The sequence below is a fragment of the Microcoleus sp. S36a_B3 genome, from assembly GCF_036700745.1.
Lineage (GTDB): Bacteria > Cyanobacteriota > Cyanobacteriia > Cyanobacteriales > Microcoleaceae > Microcoleus.
This window is the reverse complement of sequence record NZ_JAUBPN010000006.1, coordinates 133,117-159,664: the sequence shown is the minus strand read 5'-3', so window position 1 is coordinate 159,664 and position 26,548 is coordinate 133,117. Positions and strand designations below refer to the sequence as shown.

At 46.2% G+C, this 26,548-nt stretch carries 19 protein-coding genes; 9 read left to right on the top strand and 10 right to left on the bottom strand.

What is annotated here, in order from left to right; genetic code table 11:
* Nucleotides 1-143 precede the first annotated feature (143 nt).
* On the top strand, nt 144-1,109 hold the full coding sequence (locus tag QUA01_RS09340) for an NAD-dependent epimerase/dehydratase family protein (protein ID WP_333089386.1): 966 nt from the start codon (nt 144-146) through the stop codon (nt 1,107-1,109).
* A 489-nt stretch (nt 1,110-1,598) separates the two neighbouring features.
* Nucleotides 1,599-3,191: a B12-binding domain-containing radical SAM protein gene (locus QUA01_RS09335; RefSeq protein WP_333089388.1), complete on the top strand. Its 1,593-nt coding sequence runs from the start codon at nt 1,599-1,601 to the stop codon at nt 3,189-3,191.
* A gap of 210 nt (nt 3,192-3,401) precedes the next feature.
* On the opposite strand, the gene QUA01_RS09330 is transcribed toward QUA01_RS09335, so the two are convergent.
* Both QUA01_RS09330 and vapB read right to left on the bottom strand, forming a co-directional pair.
* Entirely contained in the window at nt 3,402-3,707 is a 306-nt protein-coding gene (locus QUA01_RS09330; protein ID WP_333089390.1) for a type II toxin-antitoxin system VapC family toxin, read from the bottom strand.
* Nucleotide 3,708: 1 nt separating this feature from the next.
* A complete protein-coding gene (vapB, locus tag QUA01_RS09325; RefSeq protein WP_333089392.1) occupies nt 3,709-3,930 on the bottom strand; it encodes a type II toxin-antitoxin system VapB family antitoxin in 222 nt (73 codons plus the stop codon).
* A 278-nt stretch (nt 3,931-4,208) separates the two neighbouring features.
* On the opposite strand from vapB, the gene QUA01_RS09320 reads away from it, so the two are divergent.
* From QUA01_RS09320 to QUA01_RS09305, 4 genes are all read left to right on the top strand, one after another.
* Nucleotides 4,209-5,105: a M48 family metalloprotease gene (locus QUA01_RS09320; RefSeq protein WP_333089393.1), complete on the top strand. Its 897-nt coding sequence runs from the start codon at nt 4,209-4,211 to the stop codon at nt 5,103-5,105.
* A gap of 214 nt (nt 5,106-5,319) precedes the next feature.
* Nucleotides 5,320-5,565, top strand: coding sequence for a type II toxin-antitoxin system Phd/YefM family antitoxin (locus QUA01_RS09315; RefSeq protein WP_333089394.1), 246 nt, complete (start codon nt 5,320-5,322; stop codon nt 5,563-5,565).
* A complete protein-coding gene (locus QUA01_RS09310; protein ID WP_333089396.1) occupies nt 5,562-5,951 on the top strand; it encodes a type II toxin-antitoxin system VapC family toxin in 390 nt (129 codons plus the stop codon). The genes QUA01_RS09315 and QUA01_RS09310 overlap by 4 nt, the downstream gene beginning before the upstream one ends.
* 345 nt (nt 5,952-6,296) lie before the next feature.
* Nucleotides 6,297-6,383: a DUF4160 domain-containing protein gene (locus QUA01_RS09305; RefSeq protein WP_333089521.1), complete on the top strand. Its 87-nt coding sequence runs from the start codon at nt 6,297-6,299 to the stop codon at nt 6,381-6,383.
* 513 nt (nt 6,384-6,896) lie between these two features.
* On the opposite strand, the gene QUA01_RS09300 is transcribed toward QUA01_RS09305, so the two are convergent.
* From QUA01_RS09300 to QUA01_RS09285, 4 genes are all read right to left on the bottom strand, one after another.
* Nucleotides 6,897-8,318, bottom strand: a complete 1,422-nt coding sequence (locus QUA01_RS09300; protein WP_333089397.1) for a DUF7017 domain-containing protein — start codon at nt 8,316-8,318, stop codon at nt 6,897-6,899.
* Nucleotides 8,319-8,320: 2 nt separating this feature from the next.
* The gene (locus QUA01_RS09295) at nt 8,321-10,987 is read right to left on the bottom strand and encodes an NERD domain-containing protein (RefSeq protein ID WP_333089398.1); all 2,667 of its coding nucleotides are present in this window, start codon (nt 10,985-10,987) and stop codon (nt 8,321-8,323) included.
* Nucleotides 10,988-11,475: 488 nt separating this feature from the next.
* The gene (gene ftsH4 / locus QUA01_RS09290) at nt 11,476-13,350 is read right to left on the bottom strand and encodes an ATP-dependent zinc metalloprotease FtsH4 (RefSeq protein ID WP_333089399.1); all 1,875 of its coding nucleotides are present in this window, start codon (nt 13,348-13,350) and stop codon (nt 11,476-11,478) included.
* A gap of 485 nt (nt 13,351-13,835) precedes the next feature.
* Complete coding sequence (locus QUA01_RS09285) at nt 13,836-14,681, bottom strand: M48 family metalloprotease (RefSeq protein WP_194066649.1); 846 nt, start codon at nt 14,679-14,681, stop codon at nt 13,836-13,838.
* A gap of 545 nt (nt 14,682-15,226) precedes the next feature.
* On the opposite strand from QUA01_RS09285, the gene QUA01_RS09280 reads away from it, so the two are divergent.
* Nucleotides 15,227-16,585 carry a sensor histidine kinase gene (locus tag QUA01_RS09280; protein WP_333089403.1) on the top strand — a complete coding sequence of 453 codons (1,359 nt, stop codon included), beginning with the start codon at nt 15,227-15,229 and terminating at the stop codon, nt 16,583-16,585.
* Between the two features lie 193 nt (nt 16,586-16,778).
* Nucleotides 16,779-17,336, top strand: coding sequence for a hypothetical protein (locus tag QUA01_RS09275; RefSeq protein ID WP_194066647.1), 558 nt, complete (start codon nt 16,779-16,781; stop codon nt 17,334-17,336).
* A gap of 261 nt (nt 17,337-17,597) precedes the next feature.
* Here QUA01_RS09275 and QUA01_RS09270 read toward each other — a convergent pair whose 3' ends face one another.
* The 4 genes from QUA01_RS09270 to QUA01_RS09255 form a co-directional block, all read right to left on the bottom strand.
* On the bottom strand, nt 17,598-18,770 hold the full coding sequence (locus tag QUA01_RS09270; protein WP_194011491.1) for a GNAT family N-acetyltransferase: 1,173 nt from the start codon (nt 18,768-18,770) through the stop codon (nt 17,598-17,600).
* 155 nt (nt 18,771-18,925) lie between these two features.
* Nucleotides 18,926-19,825, bottom strand: a complete 900-nt coding sequence (locus tag QUA01_RS09265; RefSeq protein WP_333089405.1) for a RibD family protein — start codon at nt 19,823-19,825, stop codon at nt 18,926-18,928.
* Nucleotides 19,826-20,281: 456 nt separating this feature from the next.
* A complete protein-coding gene (locus tag QUA01_RS09260) occupies nt 20,282-20,419 on the bottom strand; it encodes a hypothetical protein (RefSeq protein WP_333089406.1) in 138 nt (45 codons plus the stop codon).
* Nucleotides 20,420-25,561 carry a CHAT domain-containing protein gene (locus tag QUA01_RS09255; protein ID WP_333089408.1) on the bottom strand — a complete coding sequence of 1,714 codons (5,142 nt, stop codon included), beginning with the start codon at nt 25,559-25,561 and terminating at the stop codon, nt 20,420-20,422.
* A gap of 210 nt (nt 25,562-25,771) precedes the next feature.
* On the opposite strand from QUA01_RS09255, the gene coaE reads away from it, so the two are divergent.
* Nucleotides 25,772-26,407, top strand: coding sequence for a dephospho-CoA kinase (coaE, locus tag QUA01_RS09250; RefSeq protein WP_333089409.1), 636 nt, complete (start codon nt 25,772-25,774; stop codon nt 26,405-26,407).
* Nucleotides 26,408-26,548 lie beyond the last annotated feature (141 nt).

Below are 26,548 nucleotides of genomic sequence, written 5' to 3'. Positions count from 1 at the left end.
TTTGAAAAGAATCTTCTCCCCCGCTTAAGAATGGGAACGCAAGAGAAGCCTCTTGTCCCCCCCTTCTTAAGGAAGGTTAGGGGAGATCAGGCCTCAGCATCAAGTGAAAACCCCTCATTCCTCTCCTCTTCCCCTCCGGCAAAATGAACCCCAAAAAAATTTTTGTGACGGGTGCAAGTGGCTGTATCGGTCACTACATGGCCGAAACCTTGATTCAAGAGACCAACCACGAACTTTACCTATTAGTTCGCAACCCAGACAAGCTAAAATTTGACTGGAAAGCCCGCCCCGGCATCCATATCATACAAGGCGACATGAAAGATATCGATCGCCAGGCCGAACTCCTGCAAACAATAGACGTAGCAATTTTAGCCGCCACAGCTTGGGGAGGAACCCAAGAAGTTTTTGATGTCAACGTCACCAAAACCCTGCGCCTAATTCAACTACTTTCGCCCGAAAAGTGCCAGCAAGTAATTTACTTTTCAACAGCCAGCATTCTCGGTAGAGACAACAACTTACTCGCAGAAGCCGGCGAACTGGGAACAGATTATATTCGGTCAAAATACGATTGCATGACGCAATTATCCACATTGACAAATGTACCTCCGATTACCGCACTCTACCCAACCTTAGTATTGGGAGGAGACGCAGAAAAACCAGTTTCTCACCTGTCATCCGGTTTGCCACTTGTCGCCAAATGGATAGGTTTAATTCGCTGGTTTAAGGCAGACGGAAGCTTTCACTTCATCCACGGTGCAGATATTGCCAAAGTAGTTAATTATTTAGTTGAACATCCGCCAGCTTCCGAGGAACCGCGACATTTTGTGCTAGGAAATCCGGCGATTACAGCTAACGAAGTTGTCGAACAAGCTTGCCAGTATTTGCATAAAAACATATTTTTTCGGATTACTCTGTCACCTTGGCTGGCCGATTTCTTTATTTGGCTGTTCCGAATTCAGGTGGCAGCTTGGGACAGATTTTGCATCAGCTACCGCCATTTTACCTATAAAAATCTGGTCAATCCCGAAAGCATCGGAATGCCGAGTTACTGCGGCACAGTTGCCGATATGTTAAGAACTAGCGGGATTCCCGCTCAAAATGTAAAGTAGGTCAGAAGTTATTAGTTATTTGTTATTAGTTATTTGTTATTGGTTATTGGTAACAACTGACAACTAACAACTGACAACTGACAACTGACAACTGACAACTGCTTTCCGTACAACGTCATCATGAAGAAGGAAGAGGGAACGCCAATGTGTACCTTACCAGATATATGTAGGGTGCGCCGAGGCGCATTTTACGAATAATGTAAGTTTTTCAAGTTCTTTTTTGTCTGAATCCGATGCTTTTTAAATGCGATTATCGTCAATTAAGGGTTAAATACGATAAGATATCAGCATTTGCTAGCTTTAACAGGGAACTGCAACCTAAAAATTGCGATGTTTTATTGGTTTTAGGGGGTGTTACCCCTCGCCCGATATTCGATCGAGTGCAAGATCGTAATTTTAGCCTTAACATTAAGTCTTGAGAGCCGATCGAACTCTCACGCCCCGCCAGCCCGATCGCAAGTTGTTTACTGATGTGAGGTTTAACATAATATGCGAGTTCTCCTAGTTTATCCCCTGTTCCCGAAAACATTTTGGTCTTACGAGAAAATCCTAGAATTAGTCGATCGTAAAGTGCTGCTGCCACCGCTGGGTTTGGTAACTGTAGCAGCTATTTTACCCCAAGAATGGGAATTTAAGTTAGTCGATCGCAACATCAGACAAATCACCGAAGCAGAATGGGAATGGGCAGAGCTCGTTATTCTGTCCGCCATGATTGTCCAAAAAGAAGATTTGCTAGACATCATTCGCGAAGCAAAACGGCGCGGTAAATCCGTAGCTTGCGGCGGCCCTTACCCGACTTCCGTACCCGAAGAACCCCAAGCAGCGGGCATCGATTACCTGATTCTCGACGAAGGCGAAATCACCTTGCCGATGTTCGTCGAAGCAATAGGGCGCGGCGAAAAAAGTGGAATGTATCGATCGGACGGCGTAAAACCCGATGTTACCACAACCCCAGTTCCCCGCTTCGATTTGCTGGAATTAGATGCCTACGATTCGATGTCAATTCAATTTTCGCGAGGCTGTCCCTTCCAGTGCGAATTTTGCGACATCATCGTCCTCTACGGCCGCAAACCCCGCACCAAAGATCCCCAACAATTGATCGCAGAACTAGACTGTCTGTACAACCTAGGTTGGCGACGCGGCGTGTTCATGGTAGACGACAACTTTATCGGCAACAAACGCAACGTCAAACTGTTGCTAAAAGAATTAGAAGTTTGGCAAATAGAACACAAATTCCCCTTCAACTTCAACACAGAAGCATCCATCGACTTAGCCCAAGACCAAGAATTGATGGACATGATGGTGAAATGTCATTTCAATGCAGTATTCCTAGGAATTGAAACCCCCGACGAAGAAAGCTTGCAAATGACCAAAAAATTTCAAAACACCCGCAATTCCCTAATCGAATCAGTTGAACTAATTGCCAAATCCGGCTTGCGAGTAATGGCCGGATTCATCATCGGATTCGACGGCGAAAAACCAGGCGCAGGTCAGCGGATTGTAGACTTTGCCGAAGCAGCCGCAATTCCGAGCACAACCTTTGGAATGCTGCAAGCTTTACCGCACACAGCATTGTCCCACCGACTAGCAAAAGAAGGCAGATTGCGCGAAAAATCTGGCAACCTCAACCAGACTACTTTGATGAACTTCATTCCGACGCGGCCGCTAGAAGACATCGCGCGGGAATATGTTCAAGCATTTTCTGATGTCTACGATGCTGAAAAATATTTAGACCGCACCTACCGCCACTTTTTGATGTTAGGTGCACCTACAGCAGATATACCATCAAGAATCCCCAGTTGGATAGACTTGCGAGCATTGCTAACCGTAGTGTGGCGACAAGGAGTCAAACGCAAAACTCGGTGGAAATTCTGGCATCATTTATTCAGCATTATCAGAAACAATCCGGCGGTTTGGGATCATTACTTAACTGTGTGCGCTCACAACGAGCATTTCCTAGAATACCGTCAAATTGTGCGGGATGAAATCGAAGAACAATTAGCTGACTTTTTGGCTAATGAGTCTCAAACAGTATATCAAGAACCTGTTGCTGTTGAGGAAAAGGAAGTGCAAGCGGTTTAGGGTTGGAGACTTCAACCGAATACCCAGATATCCGACTTATTTAAGAAGTCGGATATCTGGGTATTCTCTTTTTTTTAGGTGGGCTTACGTATAAAATTTTTGCCTTTTTCATCACCACACCCGCTGAATGGGATAAGCATCAAAAGCCTCATCGCGACTAATCAAAACAAGCGAATGATTCATAGTCTGTGCTACCAGAATTCGATTGCGCTAAGCGCACGCTACGCTAACGAACGGATCTCGATGATGCAGGGGAAGATTTGTGTAAATCTCAGTATCTTCAAATGTAATTGGTAGAATTTGAGCGTTAATGTATTGCAATTCATTAGGCAGGTCTTCAAATGGCCGATTCAGTTGAAGCTTACCTACATTAATTTTAATGGAGATTTCCCACAGGCTGGCAATACTAAAATACAAACCTGTTTTAGTATCGATCGTTTCTTTGGCTTTACTACCTAGATTGGAATCACCAAGCAAATACCACAGAAAGGTATGAGTATCTAAAAGGGATTCCATGTTACATATATTCCTTTAAATCTTCCAGCGGTGCATCGAAATCATCAGACATAACGATCAGACCAGCCCAACTACCATAACCATGAGGTTGTTCAATTTGTTCTGGAGATGATTCAGTTTTTGCGTGTTTCTCAAGTAAATATTTTGCATAATGCAATATCTCTTGTTTGAGAGATTCTGGCATCTTGACGACAGTTTGAAAAATTTGTAGATCGATAGTCATGATTTATGTGGAATTTTTACTATGTCATATTCACCAATTATACCGTAATTGCAGTCACAAGGTATTTAGAATGGTTATCTCGTTTAATCTCGTTTCCAGGAAGAGCCTGGAAATATCATATCCTGCGGTCCGGCCACCTTTTTTTTATGACTGAGGAGGCAAAATACTACTATTGGCGGCAGCAGTTATTTCGGCGGATAGAGGCGCGATCGCCCGAAACTATGAAAATCTAATAACAAGCTCAAAAATATCAAAATTCGCGATCGCCCCAACCCGCCATGCAAGGAACAAATCACATCAGAACAGCAGCTCTATTAGGGCTCCTCAGCGGCCTTCTAGTTTTAGGAAGCTATTATTTAATCGGCAACGAGCAAGGACTTTACATCGGTTTAGCATTAGCCGCCTTCACCAGTTTTAGCTCTTGGTACTATTCCGATACGGCAGCTTTGATGGCTTACCGCGCTCGCCCGATCGCCCGCAGCGAAGCTCCCGAAATCTACGATATAGTAGCATCGCTGAGCGCCAAAGCCGAAATTCCCGTGCCGAAAATCTTTGTAGTTCCCACCCAATCTCCCAACGCATTCGCCACAGGAAGAGACCCGGAACACGCCACAATAGCAGTTACTGAAGGCATCATCAAACTGCTTTCCCGCGAAGAATTGGAAGGCGTTTTAGCCCACGAACTGACGCACATCCGCAACCGCGACACTCTGACTCAAGCAGTTGCAGGGACGATCGCCGGCGCAATTACATTTATCGGGCGAATTCTGACTTTTGGAGCGCTTTACGGCCCGGTAACGCGGGACAGCAGACAAGGCCCGAATCCCTTTGGTTTGCTGTTTTTAATCATTTTAGCACCGCTATCAGCAACCGTAATTCAAATGGCGATTTCTCGAACCAGGGAATTTGCAGCCGACAGCGGTGCGGTGGAAATTACCAATAACCCGATCGGTTTAGCAAACGCGCTGCAGAAATTGGAGAAACTGGGTCATGAAATTCCCATGCACGGCAATCCGGCGATGTCGCCGCTGCTGATTGTGAATCCTTTTTCGACTAAAGGTTTGCAGTCACTTTTCCGCACTCACCCCTCTACAGAAGAACGGATTCAGCGGCTTTTGACACTCGCGCAGCAGCAGCAAAGTGCTCCTGTGATGGCTTACGTGCCTGGAATTTGAGCAGTTGAAAATGCAGCAAGAATATTTAGAAACCCGGTGTTTTGAAGCAGTCGGGTTTTTTTTGTTTGTAATGGTAACTCTGGTGCGATGGAAAGCGGTATAGCGGTTATCAAGCGTTGTGAGCTATGCCCGGTTTGGCCGATGCCCGACAGCACCTCATATGAGAGCTCAAAATGCTATAACTATTTATACATAGTAGAAATAGAATAAAATTGTGAGCGGTCAACAAAGGGCACAAATTACCACCACTGAATTACCCCAAACCGTCCAAACTCTATTGATAGAAGTGGAACGTACTAAAACCCCTCTCACTGTCATCCACGAAGGAAAAGCATTAGTAATTATTTATCCTGCGACTACCGAAACTCTACGGCGCAGCTTTGGCGCTATGAAAGGAAGCGGTGAAATATTAGGAGATTTAATTGCTCCTGTCGCCGAACCGTGGGAAGTTTTAGAATGAAACTTTTACTCGATACTCACATTTGGCTGTGGTATTTACTCGGCGACCAGCGCCTATCGCGATCGCTTCAAATGGCGATAGGGGATTCTAATACCGAACTTTGGCTGAGTCCAATTACTATTTTGGAGACACTCATGCTTGCAGAAAAAGGACGGATATCTTTACAGCCAGATCCCGTTACATGGGTTAATTTAGCTTTAAAAACCTTGGAAACTCGTGAAGCCCAAATGAATCACTCCATTGCAATTTTAAGTCGCGAAATTGCACTTCCTCATCAAGACCCCGCAGACAGATTCATTAGTGCCACAGCTATTTACTATGGCTTAACATTAGCCACACTTGATGCCAACCTTACAGGAAATACGGCACTACAAACACTCAATTAGGCAATGAAGTGCATTAAATTTCAAGGTACTGACTTGATACGATCTAGTGCAGTAAAATTAATAATTTCAAGAAGGTTTTTTAAGTTATTTAGGGCTTACTGAAAAAGTCCACAAATCGAATCTAGATGCCAAACAGCTTGAAAAATGGGAGATTCGGAGATTGGTTCCCAAATTTACTCTACAATTTTCCACCGAAATCCAAGGATTTTGAGCCGACAAAGGCCATAACCTTGCATTTTTTTGTTTGTTAAAAGCTTGAAACCCTTGGCAGTCATAGCTTCGAGTTCTATTCAGCAAGCCCTATTTAGTAATGCAAAAATTTATGTTTTCGTCTAATTGATTTAGATTCGCTTACAAGATGATTGCCGACTTTACTTTTACAGCCATGAGCGGAATCAACCACCTCATGTTCATATTGACAGAGATAAATAAATCATCGGTTAACTTTTTGTTGGAGCCAGTTATTTTGGAAAAAAACCTTATATTTAATGCTAAAAAGCTTCGTAAAACACAGTCGGTAGTACAATAAAATCCACAAACGTTATTGGATGCTGGGTATGGGTATTTTGGCGATTAGAGCGGACGAGAAAGTTAAGGAAATTTATTTTACATAAAAAACAATTAGCGTTGATTTGATGGATGGATGAATCATTGCCGCGCACTTAATTTGGTATTCCAAATTGTTTAATGCAGCGCCCGATCAAAGGATAAATGGAAACAATGTGGAGGAGGTTATGGCATTCACTGAAAAGAAATCGATGAAGACATCAGTACAGAGAGAATGCTGCGCGGGCACCGGCTCCGAAACCTACCTAAAATCACTGATTAATTTCGATTTTGCTATAGTCTGAGAAATCGGCATCAACGTTGCGACAATCGAGTTCCCCAGCCTTTTTTTTCTACTGCTGTCGATCGTGTAGGTTAATTAAAATTTCATTAATATCACTAATTAAGTATGGCGATCGCACTCAAACCCCATTGATTTTTCTTTTTGTCAAACTTTTTGACAACAGCAAGATTAACTGTGCGATCGTTTTGCAACTGACAAGCTAATTCATGAGGAACATAAACATCTTCTACAAACCCAAAACCATTTTGATTCAAACGAAACCGACCAGTTTTACAAGGCATAATATCAAAGAGTTTGCCCGATTCGCGTTTCTCAACCGCAACCACCGTTAGCCGATCGCCATTTCGATCGACAGTCACCGTCACGGGCGCGCCCACTAGCAGATTTAGACTGTTCAGCATTCCCCGATCGGGAGTAACAACTTCTTCAGATCCACTATGAGAATGCAATCCAAATCTGAGCATAATCTTGCCAGTTTTGGCTGTAAAGTTGCCGAGGTAGTTAGCATGAAATCGCGGGCAATTTTGCCAAATCACCTTTTCGGCATCAGCAGCTATATTTTTTAACACTTCCTCTGCGTTAGAGAGATTTCCTGTAGCAGCATACCAACTAGCAGTCAAGAGATTGCGAAGCGATTGGGGGACTTTCCATCCGTTATTGTTACGAATAGCAAAAGCTCGATCGGCAGCCCATTTAGCGACTTTCTCTTGGCCTCTATTTGCTGCGAGTCGGCTGAGATCCTCAAAAACGCTAACACCAAAATTTTCATCCCTGCAAGTCAAACACGCTTTTGCACAAAGTGCCAGCGCTAGTTGAGTATCGGAAGTTTCCACGACTTTCGCTAAAGCGTGCCACGCCCAATAATCGCTACGCTTCTGCTTCACAAAAGAAACCAGCAGTTTTTGAGATTCTGCCGATCGCCCCAAACGATTTAGCAATAAAGCCTTGCGATAATTTAGCCATTCCGGTTTTTGAACTTGGGCGCGATCGAGTGCAACATCTATCAATTTAATTGCAAAATCTTGTAATTCTCGTACATCAGAGTAATCTCGAACAGTCAATTCACAAGCAATCTTCCCCACTTCCCTTGCTGTTTTCTCAACCAATGACTCAAAAAAATTACCGTCATTAGCAGCAGAAGCCTGAAAATCTTCCGCTCTAAAACTGTCAATACCAGCCCATTTTATGAACTTCGGTAAAAACTTGATTTCCTTTTTTAATCTAACAATTTGGGACAGCAAACGACTAAACAGCAAATCTGGTCGAGTCAGCTTGAGTTTGTAATATTCTGCCAAGATTTCCCTAAGTTGGCTGACAGATATTTCTGGATCTATGGATTGAGATTGATTAGCCGTATCTATTAGTTTTTTTACTTTGTCATAGAGAACCCAACCCACACTGCTAGCCAAAAATTTGTCGTTTGGATGCTGTTTTAGCAGTTCGTACCCTCTCGAATAAGCTTCGTCTATGCGTCCAGATTTTCTCAAATTTTTGATTTCTTCCGTTAGATTTGACATTTTTATAACTCCAGTGCAAGGCGAACTAATTCGGCGATTTTTAGATTCGTGTAGGCGATCGGAAAAACTTGCGTCACAAAACCATCTCCATCGTAGAAAATTTGCATTTTGACATTGCCTACGTCTGATTTGAGATAGTAAAATTGGTGGTAATCGTGGTGTTCAATTCCCCAAATCGCTATTTTGTGTGAGTCTAATTTTGCTTTTATGATATCTCGAATAGTTTGCTGAAATTCATTTCCCGATCGCAGTTTTGATGTAATAAAATCGCGCACTAAATCTGCAAATTCAATCGGATCCGATTTTACTTTTTCAATTCGCGTTACCTGAAATTTTCCATTATAATGCAAGCGAAGAGAACAGGAAGCTTTACCATCTTCCGAACCAAATTCGTAGACTTCCTGATAACTATTATGCTTGTATGAATTTACTTGAATCCGATGGAATCTGAGAATTTCCACGAGATACAAGTAAAGATTTTTTAAAGATTTTTCGGGGATCGGAAAACCCGAAATATTTGTATTCCCTGCTGCGGAATCCGGATCGAATGCAATTAAATCCTTAAACACTACTGAATTGAGCTGGCATTTACTGTCGTTCCAAGTTGTTTTAAGAAATGGTGTAATCGAGGGGAAATTCAACAAAAAAAGTTTATTTTTAGTTACAAAAAACAAGGTATAAACCCATCGAAAATAAGCGGCATTTGTTTGTCCCTGGCCGGTATCCATATTCGCGATCGCCGTCTTAAACTGCTGTCCCTGGGCGCGATGCAGAGTCAGCGCGTAGCCAAACCTCAGACGGGCTGCGTTTAAGTGCGGATCGCTGCGTAGAAACTTTGCTAATTCGTTAGATTTATCCGATCCCTCTGATTCTATTACCTGTTTCTGTTGTTGTCTAAATCTGCTGATTGCTGAAACCTGCAGAGCGATAAGTGTGTCCTTATCAAGTTCTGGCTTTTCTGCATACAAATAATCTCTCAGACAGTAAAATTCGACCTCTTTCCCATTCTCAATTAACCGCACTCGAAGACGCATAAAAATCACCTTAATTGGCTGTTCGCGTCCTTTCAGCGGTTGGCTTAAGGGTGAAGTATTGGGATAAACTTCCAGGACTTCAGCAAAAGAGTTGTTTGATATATAAGTTGGCTCTTGCTGTTGTCTATCTAGTGCGACAGGGCTGTTGTGGATATGTACGATATCACCTGCAACAATGTCTTTACCTAAACCCAAATACTCTTGTCTAACCTGATTGTTGATGCGGTTAACCGATTCGTTGGTGAAAACTATAAATTTGGTGAACCGACAATCTTCCTGAAATACAGCCTTCGATACTTCCTGTTCGCGATCGCGATCGACTATTTGGATGCAATTCGAGTCATCGGCGATAGTTGCGAGCTGATTAAATCGGGCACAGTGTATACTTTGAGCAATTTGTTGACAATTTCTGACAAACAAATTTTGCTCTTGTCCTGGAAGTATAAAATCAAGATTGATTTGCTCTATCTCACCGCCGATCGCAGCCTGCAAACGCTCGTAAGACAGTGCAGATTCATCAATTTTACCTCTCGTTAGCTGGAACATATCGCCCATAAAAATCACCTGTCTTTTCGTCTTTTCGATCTCCGTATATTCCAAAAAATCTGTAAGGAGTTGTCCGCTACCGTAACGAAAAACATCATTTTCAAACGGTGAATTAGATATCAAATGGGCATCACCGACAATGTAGACTTGTTGCTCTGTATCCTGATTTTTGTTCAATCCATAGATCAGCAGATCCTTCTCTACTTTATAGTTTTTCGTGAAGATATGCGAGTAAATACTCTTTGATTCAACTGAATAAAGCGATGCAATCTTACTGTTAGGCGCAAGTACCGAGCAATTTCGCCTTAAGGATCTAGATTTATCTGCAATCGCTTTTTGCAGAAGATGCAAACCTGTTCCCATCATCCCAGTAATGATTAAAATCTTCTTTGAAGAACCTAAAAATTGCTCGATCCTAGAAACTACAGATTCTAAAGAATTAGGCAACTCAAATTTAGCAGTATCAACTGCTGATAAAGAGTCAGTAATTGCTTTATTACCCCATCCGGGAGGAACATAATCAGGAATAGAAAAATGTTGAACTATCTTTGCTAAATCTTGATAAGAAAGATTGATTTCTCGGCTAGTAATTTGAGATAACCGCTGTATAGTACCAGCGAAGTCAACAACATGAAACCACCTTTCAATATTAGGCGGTAGCTGTTCTTCGTCACAGGTAATAGGTTTGTGAAAAAGCACCAACCCAGATATATATCCTAAATTTGGTTGTCTATCTGACGAAAAGCTAATTCTTTTTAAACTGTTGAGTAGCGCAAATTTGTTATCTCTGACTTGAATAAATGGATTTGGCTTGCTTCCCCCTCTAACCTGAACTTCCCCCGCAAGCCACAGTCCATTTTCTGAAAAAGTAATATTTCCCCCATAGTCTTTGAACTCGATGACAGTAATGCTGTTTCTTTTCATAACTGCTGCATCAATTTCGCTTCCATCACAGTAGAAATTTCCTAACAGAATTATTAAATCATCCGAATCGGCCCATACCCGTTTCAATTCGTTTGCTAAAGCATCAAAAATCCGATTTTCATGGGTTGTCCCGTAAGCGTGCGTTCTATATACCTGAACAGTCATAGCTCGATCGCGATTAACTTTACTAGCCGAATATTCTCACAGGTTGAACACCGTTAGCAAGAGTTTTCAGGAAAAAGCAATTTTTCTCAGTAATTTCAGTAAGTAGCTCATTTATTTTGTAGCTTATGTTACTATTTAACAGCCGATTGCTTACAGATTCCAGGAGTGCAGAGACGATCGCAATCCTGGAATCTGTGAACCTTTGCCACAAGGCTAATCCGGGGTTTGGACTAGAATCGGCACGCCGGCAGACACGGGAGTCACCTCGGCGCGTGCAGTGCCTGTTGATACTGGTCGATCGGGCTAACAGCTTAACTCATCCGTACCACTAAAAAACGCAGATGATATGGCAATCACCTGCGTTAACCTGCGGTTGAATTAAACAGGATTTACGCACTCCGACAAAGAAGCCGAGTTTTTTCTGAATCTATCGCATACAGCAAAGTATTCTCGTAAAAACCCGGTTTCTAGGCCCCGTGCAAACCCTTTTAAACTGAAGCTGCAGCCTTCTCTAAAGGCAGCACTTGACTGAGGAATTTGTGCAGTTGCTCACCTTCCACCACCTCAGTTTCCAACAGTTTCTGCGTAATTGTTTCCAACAATTCCCGATTAGCTTTCAGAATATCCAAAGCTTGCTGATGTGCAGTTTCGACAATTTCCTTCACTTCTTGGTCGATCGCCTCCGCAGTTTGAGCACTTACCGCACGGCGGGCATTTCCCATACCATCATTGAGGAACATTGCTTGTTGACCTCGATCGTAAGCAAGAGGCCCCAAAACCTTACTCATCCCGTAAGTTGTCACCATCCGTTCAGCTAAATCCGTCGCCCTTTGCAAGTCGTTGGAAGCGCCAGTAGTAATGCTACCAAACACCACTTCCTCAGCCGATCGCCCGCCCAGCAAAGTTGCAATTTGACCCCGCAACTCCGATTCATCTAACAAGAAACGGTCTTCAGTCGGTACTTGCAACGTGTAACCCAATGCAGCCATACCGCGCGGGACGATCGAGATTTTTGACACTTCGCCGCCGCCCGTCATCGCAGCACCAACCATCGCGTGCCCGACTTCGTGGTAAGCTACAATCTTTTTCTCTTTTTCATTGAGCACCCGGCTCTTCTTTTCCAAGCCCGCCACAACGCGCTCAAATGCCTCTAAAAAGTCTTCCTGTGCCACAGCGAGGCGCTTGTTACGCGCCGCTAGCAAGGCAGCTTCATTGACCAAATTTGCCAAATCTGCGCCCGAAAAACCGGGGGTGCGAGTGGCGATCGCCTTCAAATCAATATCCGGGCCCAACTTCACTGTTTGAGAGTGAATGTTCAAAATTGCTTCGCGGCCAGATAAATCCGGGCGATCCACTAAAACTTGGCGATCGAAACGGCCAGGGCGTAACAAAGCAGCATCCAAACTTTCCGGGCGGTTAGTTGCAGCGAGAACAATTACCGTAGTATTGCCCGCCGCAAAACCGTCCATTTCAGTTAACAATTGATTGAGAGTTTGTTCGCGTTCATCATTCCCCCCGAAGCTAGCGTTACTGCTACGAGATTTGCCGATCGCGTCCAACTCATCAATGAAAATAATACAAGGAGCCTGCTTCTTAGCCTGCTCGAATAAATCTCTAACCCTTGCAGAACCAACACCAACAAACAGTTCCACAAACTCCGAACCCGAGATGCTAAAAAACGGCACTCCCGCTTCACCAGCCACTGCTTTTGCTAACAAAGTTTTGCCAGTTCCCGGAGGCCCGACTAACAGCACACCCTTCGGAATTCTCGCGCCAATTGCGGTATATTTGTCGGGAGTTTTCAGGAATTCCACAACTTCGACTAATTCAGTTTTAGCCTCTTCTACGCCGGCTACGTCAGCAAAAGTAATCTTCGCAGATTCACCTTCCACGTAGACCTTAGCTTTACTTTTGCCGATCGACAGCGCACCCTGTGGCCCACCACCGCCCCGGTTCATAAAAAATTGAAAAATCGCCACAAAAATCAGCGGCGGAATCACCCAGCTCAAAACACTGCCAATCCAGCCATTTTTAGAAGGAGGAGTTGCCGCAAATTCAACGCCTTTTTCTTGCAAAAGTTTAGGCAGATCCAAGTCAAAAATGGGCGTAGTTGACAACACTTGACCTGGTTTGTCGTTTTCGCCTTTGAGTTGGTAGCGAATTTCATTTTGTCCTACCGAAGCTCGCACTACATCTTGTTCTTGGACTTGATGCACGAACAAGCTGTAAGGAACTCGCGGAATTTGCTCCCCAAACAAGTTGGGCAAAAAGATATTTGCCAGCAGAAACACACTTGAGAGCAATAACAAAATATTGCTAATTAATCGAAAACGAGGTAGTTTGGGCTGGTCTTTAATTGCCATTGATAACGGTTATCCTTTTTTGATTGAAACCTGTTTTATTCATTTATTTTCTCATCAAATACGTACACAGTGCGTTGGCGGATTTCCTCACTCGATCGGGTGGGTTAACCGGACATCAGTGATTTAAGATTGAAAACGAACCGTGAAGACGCGAAGACACAAAGGAATAGAAAAAGAAAACAGACTTGTTATTGCCAATTATTAATAGTTAGGGTGATTGATTAGTTCACAATCCCTTGAACATTCTCTCTCTTTTCTTGCTTCGCGAGCTTTGCGTCTTCGCGGTTCGACCTAGCAGTGATTTAGGATTAAAAACAAATCGTGAAGACGCGAAGACACAAAGGAATAGAAGAAGAAAACAGACTTGTTATTGTCAATTATTAATAGTTATGGTGGTTTATTAGTTCACAAGCCCTTGAACATTCTATCTCTTTTCTTACTTCGCGAGCTTTGCGTCTTCGCCGTTCAATTTAGTAGAATTCTAGCTAACCGCCAGACACATTCTTAGCAAACTCTTCGCGTCCAGAAACCAAATTAGCCGGAACGCCGTTAGGGTAATTTTGGGCGATTAAAGCTTGCAACTTTTGAACTCGGTTTTCAGGGTTGGGGTGAGAACTTAAAAACTCTGGTGCTGCTTCGCCATTCCTAGCAGCACCGAGAATTTGCATCAACTCAACAATACCTCTAGGATCGTAACCCGCCTCGGTCATAAACCGAAAACCGAGCTGATCGCTCTCAAGTTCATCCGATCTACCGTAGCGCAAACTCACAACTTGATTGACAGCTTGAGCAATTAATGCCGCCTGCTGGCCGCCACCGCGTTCGTCGCTAGCAGCCACCCCAACCGCCGTTACCAAAGACCTGCCCAACTGCTGTTTTGCCAAGTGTTCCGCAGCGTGTCGCCCGATAACGTGACCGGCCTCGTGTCCCAGTACACCAGCCAACTGAGCCTCGGAATTCAGCCGCCGCAGGAGTCCGGCGGTAATGAAAACTTGTCCCCCCGGAAGAGCAAAAGCATTGACAGTTTTGGGGTCTCGCAGCAGGTAGAATTGAAACGGATAACCTGCTTTTTTGGCCTCCGAACCGTTGACAACTTTTTTTCCTACTCGATCGACATACTGCTGAATACTCTGGCTGGGATAAAGCCCCCCGTATTGAGCCGCCATTTTGTCTCGCGCCTGCAATCCCAAAACTACCTCTTGGCGCTGTGAAAGCTGCACCCGTTGTTTCTCTCCGGTAACAGGATTTTCTACGTTGCTGCTAAAATAGGTAATTGCGCCAAAAAATGCCATTAACAGCCCGATCGCAGCGCGGAATAAAAATTTGTTCACAGGCGTTTACCTAAAAAGTTTCGCCAGTAAGTTACCATACTGACAGCTACTTTTACATCTATCTGAAGTATTAATCATCGAAAGTTGTTAGATTTTTTTTTGATGATTTGCGAACAAGGCTTTTTTGAACGAACTAGACGCAGTACGCAAAGTGGCGCGTAAGCGCTAGGACATTAAGAAAGAGAAGAAGAGAAAAAGAGCAGAAGATAAGAACGTTATAGTTGTGAATAGTTAGTTAATAGTTACTTAATGGTTATTAGTTCAACATCGCTTGAAGATAATCTCGCTCTTTTTTCCCCTCTTCCCTCTTCCCTCTTCCCTCTTCCGACGGACTTACATCCGTTACATCCGTTACATCCGTTACATCCCGTACATTGCTCGTTGCCGAACTTCCCTCTTCCTTCTTCCGACGGACTTACATCCGTTATATCCGTTACATCTGTTACATCCGTTACATCCCATACATTGCTCGTTGCTGAACTTCCCTCTTCCTTCTTCCTTCTTCCCTCTTCCTTCTTCCTTCTTCCTTCGCAATGTAATGCAATATGTTTCAAGCTACTCGCCGCCGCCTTGCTATTTGGTACACTGCCGTTACTGCGGTGTTATTACTATTGTTCGCCACGGGTTTCTATTTCTACGTCCGCAATACTTTGATCGATCGCATTGACGATACTCTAAATCATGTTGTGGAAGTAGTAGAACGCACACTTGTGATCGAACCAATAATTTTTGGTACTGCTCCAACTAAGTCTCAAGTGAATATTCAAGCCAGTTTTCGAGACAGCAGCGATTCTGTAGAAGATGACCACATCGATTTAGAATGGTTCAGTCCTACGGGCGATTTGCTGTGGTCTACTTTGTCGGAACCGCTGAATATTCCGATTAACGCTAACCGCACCGGCGAAACAGTTTGGGTAATTAATAATAAGTTGAACTCAGAGCAAAACTATTCCCTCAGACAAGTCACGCAGCGAGTGGAAATCGGCCGCCAAGTTTTGGGATATTTGCGAGTCAGCCATCCTTGGTTTGAAGTGACAAAACCGATCCGCCAATTAATTTTTGATTTGATTTTGGGGACTGGTTTAACTTTAATTGGCGTGGCGGCTATTGGCTGGTTGCTGTCGGGATTGGCGATCGCACCGGTGCGGGAATCTTACGGCCGTCTCAAACAGTTTACCGCCGATGCTTCCCACGAACTCAGAAATCCGATCGCCACTATTCAAACTAACGTACAAGTAGCTTTGGCGGAACCGGATATCGAACCGCAGCAACACCAACAGCTACAGGTAATCGAACGCCTGACGCGCCGTTTGGGGCGGTTGGTTGACGATTTGCTGTTTTTAGCCAGACAAGACAGCGGTATCCTGCAGCAGCAGTGGGTTGAGGTTCCCCTCGACGCTTTGTTGATAGAAGTAATTGAGGAACAACAGGCCATCGCCCGACACCAAAATCTCTCTCTTTCCCTCGAAATTATCGATTCCCCCAAGCTTGAAGATAACTTTACAGTTGTGGGCGACTGGGATCAGCTAGCGCGAGTATTTACCAATCTCGTCAGTAACGCAGTGCAGTACACAGCCTTTGGTGGCGAAATTGAAGTAGAATTGCAGGTTCCAGTCAAAAACAAAAGAAATTCGTCCGCGCTCAATTCTGTACTGCAAATCAAAGTAACAGACACCGGCATCGGTATTTCCCCGGAAGCGCTACCGCATTTGTTCGATCGATTTTACCGCGCCGATCCCGCCCGCACCCACAGCAGCGCCGCCGGTTCCGGTTTGGGATTAGCCATCACCAAAGCAATTGTCGAAAACCACCGCGGCCAAATCCGCATAGACAGCCAAGTCGATCGAGGAACCGCTGTCACCGTCACCCTCCCCGCCCACCAATCAGCAGAAATCAGCCTCTAACAATCCTCTCTTACCCTCTTCCCATCTTCCCCTTCTGGGCGCCCTCAGCGCCCTCTGCAGTTAAAAAAAATCTACCCCTCAAACCTTGATTCTTCCTAACTCACACCCAAACACAACTATTAAAATTCATTTCCGGCATAGATTACCATGCTATTTGTTAGAAAATCTCGATCGAACTTGTGAGGAGTTACTTATGTTTCGCCACAATCTACCGTTCAAAAAAATCAGCCTGGTAGCAGCCACCTGCGGCGGTTTACTCGTCAGTCTCGCGACACTTACCCAAGCAGGCGGCCCCCCGCCCCAACAAGGAAAACCCGTTTCCGAACCAGAACCCGCGACTGGAAAGCCCGTCAGCGAACCGATGCGCGGTATGAATCCCGACCAGAGCCCGATGCCCTCAGCGCCAGCAGACGCGCCTCCCCGCTTCCCGATGCCCGCCGCGCGACTTACGCCAGCCGAAGGCATGGTAGTAATTAAACTCGTGAATACCACCAATGCCCTGATCAATTATCAAGTCCTAGGAGTCACCCAACCGCGCACTCTAGGCGAACAATCGGAAATTTTGCTTCAAAACCTCAAAGTACCGATCACCCTCACATACCAGCGCCCAGACGGTGGATTGTTGTTAGTTCGCCCCAAAGCCACCGCAATGCCGGGAATGTTGCAAGTAAGTTTTGGCGCTACAACAGACTTGAGCTCCGACACAAAATCGTTAGAAATTCAAGAAGACGGGAGAGTATTTTTGAATTAGTCATTGGTCAGTAGTCATTAGTCATTGGTCAGTAGTCATTAGTCATTAGTCAGTAGTCATTGGTCATTGGTCATTAGTTTAGGACTTACGCCAGCGCTGTCAGAAACCGGGGTTTTTACGATCGTCTTTTGTTGCAGCCCGCAAATTAGATAAAAAACCCGGTTTCTTGGGTTTCGATGCGTCCAGGACTGTAGTTATTGGATGGCAATTACCAATTACCAATGACCCCAGCTCAAATGCCCGCTGACTGCTGACTAATGACTACTTATTAAAAGGCAAACCCTCATTAACTAAATCAATTTCCTCCTGTTCCCTTTCATTAATTTGACCAATGTAAGACTTAAGAATTTGTGCCAGACGGTTGTTGTAAAATCTGTGCAAACTATAATTAGGCATCGCTGGAAAACCGCGCCGTTTTTTGTGCCGCCCGCCCGCACCCGGATCGAAGGTTTCGATACCCCGCTCGATCGCCCATTCGATCGGTGTATAGTAACAAGCATCGAAGTGCAAACAGTCAATTTCCTGCAAACTGCCCCAATAACGCCCGTAAAGTCGATCGCCCTTATACAAACAAAAAGACATACCCACCGGCACTCTGTCATCTTCCTTATCGTAAGCGGCGACAAATAAAACTCGATCGCGATAATTGTGGTGCAACTGTTCAAAAAATCGCTTAGTCAGATACTTGCTACCCCACCAACCAAACTTATCGCAAGTGTTCTCATAAAAAGCATACATTTGAGAAAACATCGGCTGGGGAATGTCATCACCAGTCAGAGTTTTCACCAACAAACCAGCTTGGTCAACAGCTTTGCGTTCGCGCTTGATATTGCGGCGCTGGTTGGCATTAAAAGCGCCTAAATAACCGTCAAAATTTTGATAGCCTTGATTTTGCCAAATATAGCTGTGGTGCAGCCAAGTGCTGAAACCGTGGTTTTCCATGCGCTGCCGCCATACTGGATCGACATAAAGGAAATTGCAGCCAGAGATATTGTGGCGATCACAAAAATGGTCGATCGCGCTTACCATCACTCCCGTTAACTCATCTTCATCTTCCCCTTCAGCAATCAAAAACCGATAGCCTTCAGCGGGAGTAAACGGCGTCATTCCCATCAACTTCGGATAGTATTGTACACCCAAACGCTGAGCTAAATCAGCCCACTGATTGTCAAACACAAATTCGCCGTAGCTGTGGCTTTTGACATAAAGCGGCGCGCAAGCAATCAACTGTTTGTTGCGCCACACAGTCAAGTGATGCGGCAGCCAACCGGTTTTACCTGACGCGCTACCGGAGATTTCGAGATTGTTCAGCCAATCCCATTCTAGAAATGGAGTTTTGAGGGGCATAGCCAAGGCATCCCACGAGGCTTGGGGGATTTCGCCTATTTTGCTAATCCAGGCTACAGAATATTGAGCTTTTGGCTGTTCCAGCATAGGGAGATTTCTGTGTAGAGCGATCGAACTTCATTTAAGTTAATACAATTATTCGATCGCTGGGAATCGCGATTCGTCAGAAACCGGGTTTTTGGCAACATCTTTGATCGCAGCCACCAGATTCAGCAAAAAACCCGGTTTCTTGGGCCTTGATGTTATACGTGCGGCGATCGATCGACCTTATAATGCAAAAACACCTCTTGTCCCACCTGTTTAACCGCCAAAAGTTCCAATTTCAAAGCCAAATCCGCCAAAAAACCCTTTCCCTCAACAGGAGTCGGTGCATCCGCGCCGCCCAAAATTAATGGGCACACCGTCAACCAAAGTTCGTCTACCAAGCCCGCAGCCAACACAGACGCCACCAATTTTCCCCCGCCCAGAATCGCCAACCGTTTGATACCCAAGCTTGCTAGCTGTTGAAACCCATCAATCCAATCAATCTCTCCACCGGCGGTTTTAGCATAGATAGTGCGATCGAAAATCGAAGGAAGAAGGAAGGAGGAAGGAGGAAGAAGGAAGGAGGAAGAAGGAAGAGGCGAATTACTTGGAGTTTCAATTGCAAATCCTCCCTCTCCCCCTCTTCCTCTCTCCCCCTCTCCCCCTCTTCCTCTCTCCCCCTCTCCCCCTCTTCCTCTCTCCCCCTCTCTCCCCATCTCCCCCTCTCCCCCTCTCCCTCTCTCCCCCAATCTCCCCCTCTCCCCATCTTCCCCTTCCGCAGTCAGCAGCCATCGCGGCACCGGTTGCTGGAAAAAGCGCAAATTCGGGTCAAATTTCGACGATCGCGAACATACGATTTGCGCCGGTTGTGGGGGCTTCCCGTGCAGTTCTCTCTGTTTGAGCAATTCCGGCGAAATCACTCTCATCGTTGTTCCATAGGCCTGTAAAGTGCCGTTGCCGAACAAAACCGCGTCACTGTCAGCGACTTGTTGTTCGAGGTGGGCTTTGTCGTTGGCAGAACCGAATCTCGCGGGCGATCGGGCTGCATCTGCAATTTTACCGTCAGCACTAATCGCCAGTATTACTGTAGTGTAAGGTCGATCGATTGTATCTATCATTAATTTGTCAAACTTTCCACGGGTGGTCAGAAACCGAGTTTAACGGACGAAAATCCTTCGCAGGCCGCCTGCAGTAAAGGTACAAAACCCAGTTAATGTGGGCTGAGGCATCCAGAACTGTTTATCAAACTTTCGCACCACATCATAACGGCAAAATAGGACACCGCCCCGTTTGCTATTAATCAGTTACAAATTATATTTGTATTATGATGATTTACACCTTAAACGCGCGGATTTTTTGGCTCTAACTGTTGCCTGCAGACTCCTCCGATAGCATTGGAATTATATATTTTAATCATTGATAGTGCGAGCGGATTTGATATCATTAGTCATATCAAATCCTCTCTTAATCGGAATAGTAAATTCACTGTTGACTGTGGACTGTGGACTGTTGACTGTTAACTGTTGACTGTTGACTGTTGACATCATGTATGAGTGCAACCGGAATTGGTATCATTAGTCAGTTTGCGCGATCGCACCATTTTCCTTTCTTCCCTCTTCCCTCTTCCCTCTTCCGACGGACTTACATCCGTTACATCCCGTACATTGCTCGTTGCCGAACTTCCTTCTTCCTTCTTCCCTCTTGCTTCGCAATTACCAAGGCGAACCGATCATGGTAAAAGCAGCCCAATAATAGGGATGCGACAAATTACGATCGCCCCTGGCAGCCAACTCCGCCGGCAAAGGCAGAGCTTGATTGTTGCCCGATCGCACCAAATAACCATCCTGCAGGCGCACTTCTCCCCGCAGCATCGCCAACTGCGCTTGACGCAAAGCCTCAGCCTTAATCGGCGCGGTACGCAACTGCTGGTAAAACTCAGTCATCAGCCCCAAAGTACCCGCATCGCTGACATACCACAAACTCGCCAGAGCCGATTTTACCCCAGCGTGCACCGCCAACCCCGCAAACCCCAACTCAGCCTGTTCGTCACCCACCGCCGTAGTACACGCACTCAAAACCAACAACTCCACCTGCGGGTTGGATAACTTCAACTGATTCAACTGATTCAACCGCAACTTAGTATCCCAAAACTGAATGTAAGAATTTTCGGCCCCCCCTGGCTGAAAATCGCCGTGAGTCGCTAAATGAATAATTTTGTATTGCGGTTGATTGCGCTTTTCCTTCAAATTTGCCAGAGTAAAAGCTTCATTCAGAAAAGACGAACCAGGCCAAATCTTACCCACAATTGTCGATATTTCCAACGGCACAGCCGGCAGAGGATTTTGATCGTATTTAGCCGGAAATTTCGACGCACCCATCGCCAAAACTTCCGAACCCCTAACATCGGCATAGCGAGTATCAGTCAAACTCAAACTGGGAATCAGCCCCAAACTGTACTTTTCTACCAAAAACTGTTTGCCGTCAAAAAGAGCAGCCAAAGGCAAAGTTCGCAAACCGGCATCCATAGAAAACACCAAGGTGTCAATTTTGTTAGCCTCCAATTCCGGTTGCAGCGGTGCAATTAACCACTGATAAAGTTCCTGGGCTGGTGCTTTATAATCAGCAGTATTCAATCTCCGAGGAGTTCTCACAGCATTAGTGAATTCTTTGGCCACTTCCAACACAGTCTCGCGGCTTACAGACACGGTTTTAAAAACACTTTTGCCATCGGGCAAAAATAACATAAGTTCTAAATATTCCTGTTGCGCCCACACATAAACAATCGCCGGCTTAACCCCTGTCAAGCGATCGACACTGCTGAGAGTCTCTCGAATACTTTGCGGCGTGACCGACTTTTGAGCGATATTGCCACCAAAATAACGCTCAAATTCCTGGCCCTGAATTCTATCCCTTTGCTGCACAGCGTCGATCGGACTTATTTGCATCGCACTCGATCGAGAAATCTCAGGAACCCTCACATTTCCGATACTTTCTATATTTCCACCACTCGCGGGCTTCTGTGCTGTCGCCGCGCTGCCGTTTGCTGTTGCCGCAGGCGCGGCCCCATCGGCATTTAACACCCGCGACGACAGCAGTACAGGGGAGGATGAGGAGGGGGAGTCAGTTTCGTTCGGCAGCACCTCAATAGACCCAGCAGCAGGTTCTGGCGAGACATTTGCGGTACTGCTCTTGGGCCCAGACGCGGAGGGGGGCTGAACGACAATTTGTTGAGAAGTGCCTGTAGTTTTCAGTTCCACAGTGGTAGTTTCTGCCGGACTCGGCACGATCGCCAGCGGTGTCCCAGTTGACAATTCCCCAGTCGTCGGCTTCGAGTTTCCCGCCGCCACAGTCGTCGCCTTGCAGTTTCCTGAGCGGCAAGCACTTTGCAGCAACGTCAGCGAACCCGATCGCACCTGCCCGTCTGTAGAAATGCTAACGCTCGATGGGCGATCGGCAGTCGTTCCAGTTCCCGCCGCCCGAAACACTCCTCCCGCATCGATTGCGACATCGCCGCCGGTATTGCCGCGAGCTTTGATCGAAGCAACTTCAACATCTTTGAGCCCGTTAATCTCGATCGAACCGGCACTTCCCGACTCCGAACTCGAATTGACAGCCCCCGTCACGATCTGGCCGGGTGCGGCGATCGAGATATTGCCGCCGTTTTTGGCACCGAAAGCATTGACATTGCCCGCTGCTACCCCACCGGCGCTGCGGATGTTGATATCGCCCCCCGCCCCGTTCGCCGATCGAGATGAAACAACACCAGCAGTTAAGCTACCCTGACTGCTAGTGATGTTAATCCCCCCATTCGAGGTAACGTCTCCGACAGCGACAGTACCTGCGATCAGAGAAATTGTGGCGTTATCAGTACCGGCGATCGCACCCGTTCCCGCGATCGCGCCCTGGCCAAAAGGCGATCGGATCGTCGTCGAGTCTTGAAATGTCACCGCCGGGACTGATGTAGAATTTGTTGAATTTGGTGCTGTTGTGGGCGGAACAATAGTTATCATGCCGCTACCGTCAGCACGGCCAATCGCTACGGAAGTAAACCCGTTCCGCAGCGAGTTCAATTTTGCAGCAGTCAAGTCCAAAGCCTCAGTCTCAGCAGCACCGGCAATAGTAATATTCTGAGCCGGATCGGACGGTTGCAGCACCAAATTGCCGTTGCTGGCGATCGAATTCTTACCGCCCGTCAAATCAATTTCATTACCTGTCAGAGTAATATTTCCCCCTGTTTGCGAACCGCCAGCTTCGATCGCCCCTGCTGTCACTCCCGCACCGCCAGTCAGCGTCACGTTACCCCCGCGATCGCCCTTAGTGTCGATCGAGCCTGCAGTCACCCTACCCTCTGCCGTAACGCTCACATCACCAGCCGACGTGCGCGGCAGCTTGGAAGAATTGACAGAAGTGCTGATGCTGGGGGGAGTTCCCGTGCGTAGCTGACCGGTTGTCACATTCCCCGTCGTGCTATTGATGCGAATTTCTTGATTGTTGGTAGTGATATTTCCGATGCGAATATTGCCGTCAGCTTTCAGAGTAATTGAGGCATCGTCAGCCCCAGTCAAAGAATTTGTAGTAGCAATTGTTCCCAAACCCGCCGGCGATTGAATAATTAGCGGGTCATAAAATGTGAAATCATTAGCAATCAAAATCGCACCGGTACCGTTGCTGCGACCGATCGTAATTCCAGCAAACCCATTTTGCAAACTTCGGAGGTCGTTTGCTGTCAGATTCAAATAAATATTAGTACCGACATCTCCTAAACCGCCCACCGCAATATTTTGACCCGGGTTCCAAGGCTGCATTACCAAAAAGCCAGTACCGCCGATCGAATTATTGCCACCAGTCAAATTAATTTCATTACCAGTCAAAGTAATGTTTCCAGAACCCCCTGCGATCGAGCTCACTCCCAGAATGTTCCTAGCCGTCAAAGTTACATTTGCCGCAGATTTAGAGCCGCTAGCATCAATTTTTTGGACTGTGACGTTTTGGCCTTCCAGCAAAATATTTCCGCTAGTACCGCTGCTAGAATTAGATGCCGAAATATTGTTAGCAACCGTTGTTCCCGGACTTATTAAACTAATATTTCCGCCGTTGCTCGACAAATTGCCCGCCGTAATTTGACTTCCCTCCAGGGCGATCGTGCCGCCAGCCGTGCTAATTGTATCTCTAGGATTCATCGAAAAAGCACCCGCACCGCTGCGATCTGCATCTGCCGTGAATGTCACCGAACCAGTAGTGGCCGCAAAGCTCAACTTACCGTCCGCCAAATCAGCAATTTTAATATCGTTGAGCGCTTCCAGAACCACATTTGTCGTCCCAGAAAGACTTTCCAAAGCTTTAGTAGAAATTGTCAGCGAAGCATCGGAATTGTTTTGCCCTTCCGATGGAGTTCCTGCCAAAATATTATTGTTAGCAATAATTTCCGCATCACCCGCCGCTGCTTCGGAATCTGTAATTAAAATATTCTCCGGGTCAAGCAGCAAAGTCCCCAAACCGTTTGTGCCGGAAGTATCGACATTACCGTTAAAAATCAATCTTTGCTTGCCCGAAACTTCCACAAACCCGCCAATACCACCGCTGCCGCCAGTTGCAGAAACGCCCATCGCGCTGATGCTGCCCAAAAATGCTGCCGTGTTGTCCGCCCAGACAAAAACTCTGCCGCCGTTACCGGACTCTGTGGCGTTGGCGGCGATCGAACTTTTGCCATCCACATAAGTCATCGTCGCATTCGGCACAGTTCCCTCGCCCCGGTAATCTCCGCCGATCCGCACCGTTCCGCCGCCGTCTGCCCCCGAAGCATCAATCTTCGCTCCTAATAGCCCTACCTTGTCGCCCAACACGTTGATACTGCCTCCCGCGCCCCCCCTGGCAGACACGTCTGCAGCACCCGATATCAGCGCAGTTCCTGCCATTGCAGGCACTGTTTGGCCGGCCGTCAGTACGACTTCACCGCGATCGTTCACAGTTACACCCGTAGCCTCAGCAACGCCTTGCCCCGAAAGCAGTCGAGGCAAACTCAGGGGAGAAAAAGGCAGAGTTGTCGAACCCGACACTCCCGCACCCGGAGTAAATTCTAAACTCAGCAAAAGTCCGTTTTGACTCAACCGCACCCGATTTTCGCCGGGGACGGCCGCCACAGTAATTTGACCGCCTGGGGCTGAAAGTTTACCGGTACTGATGACAGTACCGCCCAGCAAAGTCAAATTTTGCCTGCTTCCCACAGCTAAATCGCCGGCATTGACAATACTCCCCGACTGCGCGCCAAAAGCAAAAGTATTAGGCTCTCCGACGAGGGCCGCGTAGTCGTTCGCCCCGGTGCCGTTGAACCAGCCGCTGTCAAAACCGATACCGCTAGCGGTGGTAGCAAAAAAAGACCCGGACACGTCGAGTCGGGCATTGGTTCCGAAAATAATCCCTGCGGGGTTCATCAGGTACAAGTTAGAATTGCCGCCACTAACTTGAATTAAACCGTTAATTAACGAAGCGTCGCCGCCGACAACGCGGCCGAGGATATTTTTAATGGTTGGATTGGAGATAAAATTGGCTGTTTCCCCAGAATTCAAACCGAATCGAGTAAAACTGTGGAACAGATTTGCTCCGTCTCGCGAGGCTGTCCCGCCTGTAATGTCGTAGCGAGCTCCCGGTTTTGGGGCGATGGCGGTGCCTGTGCCCTCTGGTGCTGGAACGATCGATTGTGCTGCGGCAATTTGAGATTGGGGATAAATTGCCACAATTACCCATCCGCTGCTGTTTTCTTTGAGGAAAACCAGGTTGGGCAAAAAATCTAATATCAAAAATCCAGCAAGGGGAATTGCTGCCAGAATCGATCGCACAGCACGTTGAGCATTCATAGGTTTGCCTCGATCTAGACTTAAATTTGAGTTAAAAATGGAGATTTTAGCTAAAAAAGAGTCGATCGCACCCCAATGCTGACACTTCCTAACGCTAGCTCTCGATCATAAATTTCCAATTTTCAGTCTAATTTTGATTGTGTCACCAACATAGCAAACACATAGACCAAGTGTCGAAACACACAGTTTTGTTTAAACAAAGAGAAAATTATGAGCGATCGAGTTGTCCGCGCGATCGGTTTGACAGGGGGCATCGCCACCGGAAAAACCGCTATATCTAATTATCTGGCAGATGCCTGTGGATTTCCGATTTTAGATGCCGATATTTATGCCCGCGAAGCCGTGCAACCCGGTTCGCCAATACTTGACTCTATTGTAGAACGATACGGCGCTAGTATTTTGTTTTCCGACGGCAATTTAAATCGCCCAGAGTTAGGAAATATTATTTTTTGTAACGCAGCCGAACGGCAGTGGTTGGAACAACAGATTCACCCTTATGTACGCCGCCGATTTGTGGAAGCAACTCAAAACTGCATTGCTTCACATAATCCGGTATCACCAAATACATTGACAGTAGTTTTGGCAGTGCCGCTGTTGTTTGAAGCTAACATGACAGATTTGTGTACCGAAATTTGGGTGGTGTACTGTTCGCCCGAAGTGCAGTTAGAGCGGTTAATGCAGCGAGATGGCTTGAATTGCGATCGGGCGAATGCCCGGATTAAGGCTCAGATGCCGCTAGCTCAAAAGTGCCAACAAGCCGATGTTGTTTTGGATAACTCCTCAACCCTCGACTCGCTATTTTTACAAGTAGACAAACAACTGAGTCGAGTAGAGATTAGAGATTAGAGATTGCTCGTTACCAGGCTCTGCCTGGTAATGCAGATCGGGAGGCTCTGCCTCCTTTGAGGAAAGCAACTTACAGGAGAGAAGACTGTAGGAGCTGTTTAACTTATTAAGTTTTCGATCCTGAGTCGATTTGAGATTAGA

Coding starts and splice junctions, on each gene's coding strand:
- QUA01_RS09310 (WP_333089396.1), top strand. CDS start 5,562: ATGAAACTTTTACTCGATACTCACATTTGGCTGTGGTATTTACTCGGC.
- QUA01_RS09265 (WP_333089405.1), bottom strand. CDS start 19,825: ATGATAGATACAATCGATCGACCTTACACTACAGTAATACTGGCGATT.
- QUA01_RS09320 (WP_333089393.1), top strand. CDS start 4,209: ATGCAAGGAACAAATCACATCAGAACAGCAGCTCTATTAGGGCTCCTC.
- coaE (WP_333089409.1), top strand. CDS start 25,772: ATGAGCGATCGAGTTGTCCGCGCGATCGGTTTGACAGGGGGCATCGCC.
- QUA01_RS09270 (WP_194011491.1), bottom strand. CDS start 18,770: ATGCTGGAACAGCCAAAAGCTCAATATTCTGTAGCCTGGATTAGCAAA.
- QUA01_RS09330 (WP_333089390.1), bottom strand. CDS start 3,707: ATGGAATCCCTTTTAGATACTCATACCTTTCTGTGGTATTTGCTTGGT.
- QUA01_RS09280 (WP_333089403.1), top strand. CDS start 15,227: ATGTTTCAAGCTACTCGCCGCCGCCTTGCTATTTGGTACACTGCCGTT.
- QUA01_RS09255 (WP_333089408.1), bottom strand. CDS start 25,561: ATGAATGCTCAACGTGCTGTGCGATCGATTCTGGCAGCAATTCCCCTT.
- QUA01_RS09295 (WP_333089398.1), bottom strand. CDS start 10,987: ATGACTGTTCAGGTATATAGAACGCACGCTTACGGGACAACCCATGAA.
- ftsH4 (WP_333089399.1), bottom strand. CDS start 13,350: ATGGCAATTAAAGACCAGCCCAAACTACCTCGTTTTCGATTAATTAGC.
- QUA01_RS09335 (WP_333089388.1), top strand. CDS start 1,599: ATGCGAGTTCTCCTAGTTTATCCCCTGTTCCCGAAAACATTTTGGTCT.
- QUA01_RS09300 (WP_333089397.1), bottom strand. CDS start 8,318: ATGTCAAATCTAACGGAAGAAATCAAAAATTTGAGAAAATCTGGACGC.
- QUA01_RS09340 (WP_333089386.1), top strand. CDS start 144: ATGAACCCCAAAAAAATTTTTGTGACGGGTGCAAGTGGCTGTATCGGT.
- QUA01_RS09275 (WP_194066647.1), top strand. CDS start 16,779: ATGTTTCGCCACAATCTACCGTTCAAAAAAATCAGCCTGGTAGCAGCC.
- vapB (WP_333089392.1), bottom strand. CDS start 3,930: ATGACTATCGATCTACAAATTTTTCAAACTGTCGTCAAGATGCCAGAA.